Here is a 7,201-nt window from a genome sequence, read left to right as displayed (position 1 = left end):
TGTTGCGACATGGATTCTATCTTTGAGATAGCAGAAAAGCTCTTGGAAAACTTGCTAAACTCTCCATCTTTTGAGACCAAAAAGATATAGTGACCATACCCATAACTCCCAAGAGAGATTTCTGTATGGTGCTGTTTATAATCATCTGCTGTGGGTAGTGAGAGGTTAAAGTCATTAACACTCTCCATCCCTCTGATATAATCATCTCTTTTATTATAATCTATAGCATTTAATTTTTTATGCTCTTTATCATCAACTTTAATAACTTTTATAAAAACTTTATCTATATTACGATATGAGAGTTTTGCCAAAAGATTCTCATTTGGCAGATTTACTTTTTCCATATTGAGATTTATAGATTTCCACTCAATATCTTTTTTAATAGAGTCACACCTCTGTGATAGATATCTGTCCTTACTCTCTACTCCTCTGTTGGCATAATTTATCGCTTTGCTATAGGCACCTTTTTTATAATAGTACTTTGCAAGATAGTAGAGTGCTTCACTATGTATCTGCTGTGATTCCAGAGAGTTTAATGCCCCTACATAATATTGCTCTTTTTTGTCACCTATAAAGTTACGATAGACAAACGCTACCCTCTCAAAGTTTATATGTCGTAGAGCCTTCTGCTCCCTTCTGCTTTTATGACATCGGAGAAGCTCTTGATAGATTAGAAGTGTTTGGTACTTAAAAGAGTTTTTGTTTGGAGTCTGAAATTTATGGTCGATAAAAGTCTGCACACTACCAAACGCCTCTTTATCTTTGATATAAAAATCATAAATAGGTTTAGTAAGATAGCTTCGACTATTATTAAAATGCCTCAATGCCCTAAACGCCAAAAAGTCATATAGAGTTGGTCTTAACCCCTCGCTGTTCTCTTCATCCGTAAGTATGGTTCTATACTCCTCAATCTTGACAGATTTTGCCTCATCTCCCAAAGAGTCCATATATAGTTGTGAAATCTTATTGGAGAGCCTCTTGTTACTCCAACTCCTAATCCCCTTGTCACTAGCTATATAAGCTCTTGTTTGATAACGATGTCTATCAAGATAAGTAGCATACATTCCAGCCAATATAGAAGTCAGGATTAATTTAGTAGTTGGCTTTTCTGCCCTCTCTATCTCTTTTTCCATATTTTCAATAGAGGCAATAAGCCCATCCTCTTTTAGAGTTGAGATATATCTACTTTTATGAAGAAGAGCTTTAATAAGTTGGTTCTCATTATTCTCCTCTTTTGCCTTTTTATAGATTAGCTCTACCTTCTCCAATGCACTTTTTGGTAGGCGACTTCTCTCCAAGTTTTCAATCTCTTTCCACTGCTCCATGTATGTTTGAGCATTCAACGCCATAGCAAAGAGAATTAGAAAAAATATTTTTTTCATCTTATAATATCCTTAAACAATAAGTAATATTATATAGTAAAAAGGTTTATAGATGGTAAATGAATTTCTTCGAAATAAGTAATTTAGCACCTCTACTCACAGAAATCCAAAAGCATCCCATCTTTAACAGCTTGATAACTCTCAACACCCACCATTCTTTTTAAAATTTCAAGACCAAAACAGAGAGCAGTCCCAGGTCCTCTTGATGTCATGATATTTCCATCGGTCACCACCATCTTATCCTCTCTATATCCCTCATGGTCAACTTCATCTTTGGCAAAAGGATAGCATGTATATTCACTGCCTAAAACCTCTGCTTTTTTGAGTGCCAAGACAGAAGCACACATCGCCCCAACTACCTTGCCATCATTGTAAAACTCTTTGATAAGCTTTTGAACTCTCGCATTATCTCTTAGAGAATAAGCGTTATCCCATCCACCAGCGAGTAGAATCATATCGAAATCTTCAGAGATTACATTTTTGAGTGAGGTGTCTGCTTTAATGGTTATTCCATTGTCACCAACGATTAAATCAGTCTCAAATTCGCTATCCACATATGCAATACGAACCTCTGCCCCACCTCTACGAAGTACATCTACCAGAGAGACCAACTCTACCTCTTCAAATCCTGCTGATATGGGGAGTAGTATATTTGCCATTTTTTATCCTTTTTTGGGCTAATGAAAAGTAATTTACACTTTGGAACCGATGGCTTTAGCCTCGCCTACTGTTTTACGCGACTAAAGTCTGCGTTTTCTAAAAAAATATAAATTACTTATGAAATATGCCCTTTTTTTAGTGCAAATTATAGCAAGTTTTATCTTGTTTCTAATACAATGCTATTTAACAAAAAGCAGGAGCTTAAATGAAAGAGATAATTGAATCGATTAATGGTTTTTTTGAAAATATCTTGATGTTTGATATTTTCTTTGGACTCATAGAAGGGGCAGCATTACCATTTATCGTGGCATGGCTGATTGCAGGGGGAGTCTATCTCACCTTTAAGATGGGGTTTGTCAACCTTAGGATGATGGGACATTCACTCAAAATTGTGAGGGGGAAATACCATACGATAGATGATAAAGGTATTATAAGCCCTTTTCAATCACTTGCCACGGCACTCTCGGCAACGGTGGGGATAGGAAATATCGCTGCTGTATCCATCGCTATCTCCTTGGGGGGACCAGGGGCTGCCTTTTGGATGATAATGGCAGGTTTTTTAGGTATGACACTTAAGTTTACAGAGGTTACACTCTCTGTAAAACATAGAGAGTTCTTACCTGATGGTACAATTATGGGTGGGGGGATGGAGTATCTCTCTCACGGTCTTGCTACCAAAGGTTTTGTGAAAACAGGTAAATATCTGGCGATTATCTTTGCTTTTTTTATGATTTTGGGAGCTATTGGAGCAGGAAATACATTTCAAGTATCTCAATCATTAGGTATTATGCAGGGGCAGTTTCCATTTTTTGAGACCTATCCATATGCTTTTGGAATACTTCTTGCCGTTGTTGTAGGTAGTGTAATTATCGGTGGTATTAAACGGATTGCACATGTAGCAGAGGCGATTGTCCCTTTTATGGTAGTCTTTTATATCTCAATGGTTTTATGGGTTTTAGGAACACATATCTCGGTCATTCCTGATGCTTTTGCTCTAATTTTTAGAGAGGCATTTAATCCAACAGCTGTAGCAGGTGGTATGTTTGGAGCGATGGCACAAGGTTTCCAAAGAGCAGTATTTTCAAATGAAGCAGGACTTGGTTCTGCTGGTATTGCTCACGCACCTGCAAGGGTAAAGTACCCAGTAAGACAGGGGTTGGTCTCACTATACGAACCATTTATTGACACTATTATTGTCTGTACAATGACAGCTCTAGTAATCATTATTACAGGTGTCTATACAGGAGGAACTCCAGAACTTCAAGCATTTATAGATGCGAAACAGGGTGCATCTCTAACCTCAGCGGCGTTTGGTTCAGTTGTCTCTTGGTTCCCAACTATTCTTGGTTTTGCTATCTTTATGTTTGCATTTTCAACTATGATTTCATGGTCATACTACGGTGAGAGAGCATGGGTTTATCTGTTTGGTTCAAAAACATCTATTATCTTCAAACTTATCTTCTTAGCATTTATCATTATTGCAACTATGGTCGATACAAGTACAATGGTTGACTTTAGCTCCATTCTCTTCTTGGCTCTTGCTCTGCCAAATATATTTGGGCTTATCGTTATGTCAGGAGATGTGAAGAGGTATCTCAAAGAGTATATGACGAAGTTGAAGTCTGGTGAGTTGGATAGAGAGGCGATTCGTTAGGTTTTTTAAATTTAAACTAATTATAGAGGAAAATTGATGAAAAAATTACCAATAGGAATATCAACCCTAAAAGAGATACTAGAAAAAGATATGCTCTATATTGACAAAACAAAAATGGCATTGGATTTAATTGATGGGAAATATTTTTTCCTCTCTCGTCCAAGACGATTTGGAAAAAGCCTATTTTTAAATACACTACATGAGATTTTTAAAGGAAACAAGGAGTTATTTAAAGGTTTATATATCTATGATAAATATAATTTCACCTCTTATCCTGTCATTAAAATTAGTTTTGGTGGGGATTTACGAAGTGCTGATGCGATTAAAACACATCTTCTTGCAACGCTAGAGTATAATCAACAGCAGTTACAAATAGAGTGTAAAAGAGATGAAAATTTTGCTATCTTCTTTCAAGAGCTAATTCAAGAAACTAGTAAAAAATATAATCAAAAAGTAGTTGTTTTGATAGATGAGTATGACAAAGCTATTTTGGATAATGTTGACCAGATGAGTGTTGCAATTGAAGCCAAAGAGATACTTAAAAGTTTCTATAGTGTGATGAAAGAGAATGATAGATATTTACGATTTGTCTTTCTAACAGGGGTAACCAAGTTTGCTAAAGTTTCTATTTTCAGTGGGCTTAATAACCTTGAAGATATAACACTTTATAAAAGATATGCAACAATCTGTGGTTATACTCAAGATGATTTGGATACCTCATTTAAAAAACATTTAGAGGGGTCAGATAGAGAAAAAGTAAAAACTTGGTACAACGGTTATAATTTTAATGGGGAACATGTCTATAACCCTTTTGATATTCTACTTTTTATACGCAATGAATTTACCTACAGAGATTACTGGTTTGCTACAGGAACACCTAGTTTTTTGATTAAACTGATGCAACAGAAGAACTATTTTTTACCACAACTTGAAAATTTAAAGAGTGATGCAAAACTTATTGATAGTTTTAGTCTTGAAAATATGGCATTAGAGCCGATTCTGTTTCAGGCTGGGTATCTGACTATTGATAAGATTGTTGAAAATGAGTTTGAGACGCTGGATTATTATCTAAGAGTTCCCAATAAAGAGGTGGCTGTCTCTTTGAATACAACGATTATCACCTTTTTAACTGATAACACCAATCCGTTAGAGTTAAGAACTAAACTCTTTAGAGCATTAAATTCTGCTAATTTTGAACTGCTAGAAGAGACACTTATCTCACTATTTGCATCTATTCCTTATAACAACTATGTGAAAAATACGATTGGCGATTATGAGGGGTATTATGCCAGTGTGATTTATGCTTATCTTTCGTCATTTGGACTAAAAATAGTGGCTGAAGATGTGACCAATTTAGGTAGGATTGATTTAACCATAACTGTTCATGACCGAATCTATATTTTAGAGTTTAAAGTGGGAAAAGAGGATGCATTAGCACAGATAAAGGCTAAAAAATATCATCAAAAGTACCTAAGTGAAGAGAAAGAAATTTATCTTTTGGGGATAAATTTTGATGATAAGGTTAGGAATATTTCAGTTTTGGCTTGGGAGAGGGTTTAGGTAAAAACTCTTCTACTGTTTTTTGATATAATGTTACTAATTATTTAAACCTATGGACTACCTCAATGACAATACAAAACATACTAAAAGATAGCAACTACAAATTAACACAATTTAAAAAAGAGCAGATAGAAGAGCTTGAAAATTCAATATTTGAAAAAGAGCTAAAGAGTGGAAAAGCTCCTTATATTACTTGTAAAGTACGAAACAAAGATATAAAACTAACTCCTGAAGAGATAGTTCGACAGCTATTTTTGATTCAACTTCATAAAGATTATGCTTACTCATACGACAGAATGCAAGTGGAGTTTATTGTCCATTTTGGAACACAAAAAAAGAGGGCTGATATTGTGATTATGGATAGGATTCAACCTACTGTTCCCTACATTGTGATTGAGGTCAAAAAGCCAAAACTCAAAGAGGGAAAAGAGCAGTTAAAGAGCTACTGTAACTCTACAGGGGCAACGATGGCTGTTTGGTCTAATGGGGAGCAGACAGTCTACTATCATCGTAAAGACCCTAACTATTTTGAGCCTATTCCTGATATTCCATCGCAGAACCAATCGTTAAAAGATATTTTGCAAGAAGAGTTTAACATACAAGATTTGATAGGCAAAGATATACTTAAAACTCAAAAGAGAAGCCTTAAAAATATCATCTTGGATATGGAAGATGAAGTGTTGGCGAACGCAGGGGTTGATGTTTTTGAGGAGGTTTTTAAACTTATCTTTATTAAGCTTTTTGATGAGCTTCAAAACACACGAAAACGCACCAAAAATTTGGAATTTAGAAACTATGGAGAGAGTGATAGTGAGCTAAAAGAGAAGATATGCTCTATATTTGAGAAAGCCAAAAAAGAGTGGAGTGGAATATTTAAAGAGGATGAGACGATAGAGTTAACAGCCTCTCATCTAAGCGTTTGTGTGAGTTCTCTGCAAGATGTGAAGCTGTTTAACTCAAATCTTGATGTGATAGATGATGCTTTTGAGTATTTGGTAAACAAAAATGCAAAAGGCGAAAAGGGTCAATATTTTACTCCACGCTATGTGATAGATATGTGTGTAAAGATGCTCAACCCACAAGAGCATGAGACGATGATAGACACAGCTAGTGGGAGTTGTGGTTTTCCTATTCACACCGTGTTTGATGTGTGGAAAAAAATATACGCTGATATGGGGATAGAGGAGTCACATCTTTTTACGGCTGACAAAAAAGAGGATAGAGCGTTAGATTATGTCAAAGAGAAAGTGTTTGGTATAGATTTTGATAAAAAGACCGTGAGAGTGGCTAGAATGTTAAACATCATCGCAGGAGATGGACATACCAATGTGCTAAATATGAACTCACTCGATTTTGATAGATGGGATGAGAACACCAAAAATGAAGAGTGGATGGATACCTATTTTGATGGATGGAGACGGCTTAAGAGACTTAGAGCCAAAAAAGGAGAAGATAGAGCCTTTAACTTTGATATGGTTATGGCAAATCCACCTTTTGCAGGAGACATCAAAGAGAGTCGAATTTTACACCGTTATGAGCTTGGCAAAAAATCTAATGGCAAATATCAAACTAAAGTAGGAAGAGACATACTTTTTATAGAGCGAAATCTTGATATGTTAAAGAGTGGTGGACGAATGGCAGTTGTGTTACCCCAAGGGCGATTTAATAACTCTAGCGACAAACACATACGAGACTTTATCGCTGAAAAATGCCGAATCTTAGCAGTAGTTGGACTTCATGGAAATGTATTTAAACCCCATACAGGCACAAAAACCTCTGTGCTTATTGTGCAGAAATGGGATAGGAAGCTTTGCCCTAAAAAGGATGACTATAATATCTTCTTTGCTACTATGAGTAAACCGAGTAAAGATAATAGTGGAGAGAAAATTTATGTTAAAAATAAAGATGGAAGCAATAGATTAGACCATCACGACCATTTGATAGT

The 7,201-nt window shown here is 35.7% G+C and carries 5 protein-coding genes; 3 read left to right on the top strand and 2 right to left on the bottom strand.

The annotated features are described in order from the left end of the window. A partial coding sequence (locus GSY74_RS10190; RefSeq protein ID WP_164664995.1) for a hypothetical protein occupies positions 1 to 1,382 on the bottom strand: 1,382 nt, incomplete at its 3' end. Between the two features lie 92 nt (positions 1,383 to 1,474). Then, positions 1,475 to 2,041: a DJ-1 family glyoxalase III gene (locus tag GSY74_RS10185; RefSeq protein ID WP_164664994.1), complete on the bottom strand. Its 567-nt coding sequence runs from the start codon at positions 2,039 to 2,041 to the stop codon at positions 1,475 to 1,477. A gap of 206 nt (positions 2,042 to 2,247) precedes the next feature. Here GSY74_RS10185 and GSY74_RS10180 point away from each other — a divergent pair, with 206 nt between their 5' ends. From GSY74_RS10180 to GSY74_RS10170, 3 genes are all read left to right on the top strand, one after another. Then, on the top strand, positions 2,248 to 3,696 hold the full coding sequence (locus tag GSY74_RS10180) for a sodium:alanine symporter family protein (RefSeq protein ID WP_164664993.1): 1,449 nt from the start codon (positions 2,248 to 2,250) through the stop codon (positions 3,694 to 3,696). 36 nt (positions 3,697 to 3,732) lie between these two features. After that, positions 3,733 to 5,256, top strand: coding sequence for an ATP-binding protein (locus tag GSY74_RS10175; RefSeq protein ID WP_164664992.1), 1,524 nt, complete (start codon positions 3,733 to 3,735; stop codon positions 5,254 to 5,256). Between the two features lie 65 nt (positions 5,257 to 5,321). Further along, positions 5,322 to 7,201 (top strand): N-6 DNA methylase (locus tag GSY74_RS10170; protein ID WP_164664991.1); only part of this gene is annotated, 1,880 nt, incomplete at its 3' end.

This window comes from Sulfurovum sp. bin170 (assembly GCF_010892395.1).
GTDB lineage: Bacteria > Campylobacterota > Campylobacteria > Campylobacterales > Sulfurovaceae > UBA1140.
The sequence above is the reverse complement of the archived record's forward strand: the minus strand, read 5'-3'. Positions and strand labels throughout refer to the sequence as shown.

What these genes read in the sequence shown, in the direction of transcription:
- GSY74_RS10185 (WP_164664994.1), bottom strand. Translation starts at nt 2,041, where the DNA reads ATGGCAAATATACTACTCCCCATATCAGCAGGATTTGAAGAGGTAGAG.
- GSY74_RS10180 (WP_164664993.1), top strand. Translation starts at nt 2,248, where the DNA reads ATGAAAGAGATAATTGAATCGATTAATGGTTTTTTTGAAAATATCTTG.
- GSY74_RS10175 (WP_164664992.1), top strand. Translation starts at nt 3,733, where the DNA reads ATGAAAAAATTACCAATAGGAATATCAACCCTAAAAGAGATACTAGAA.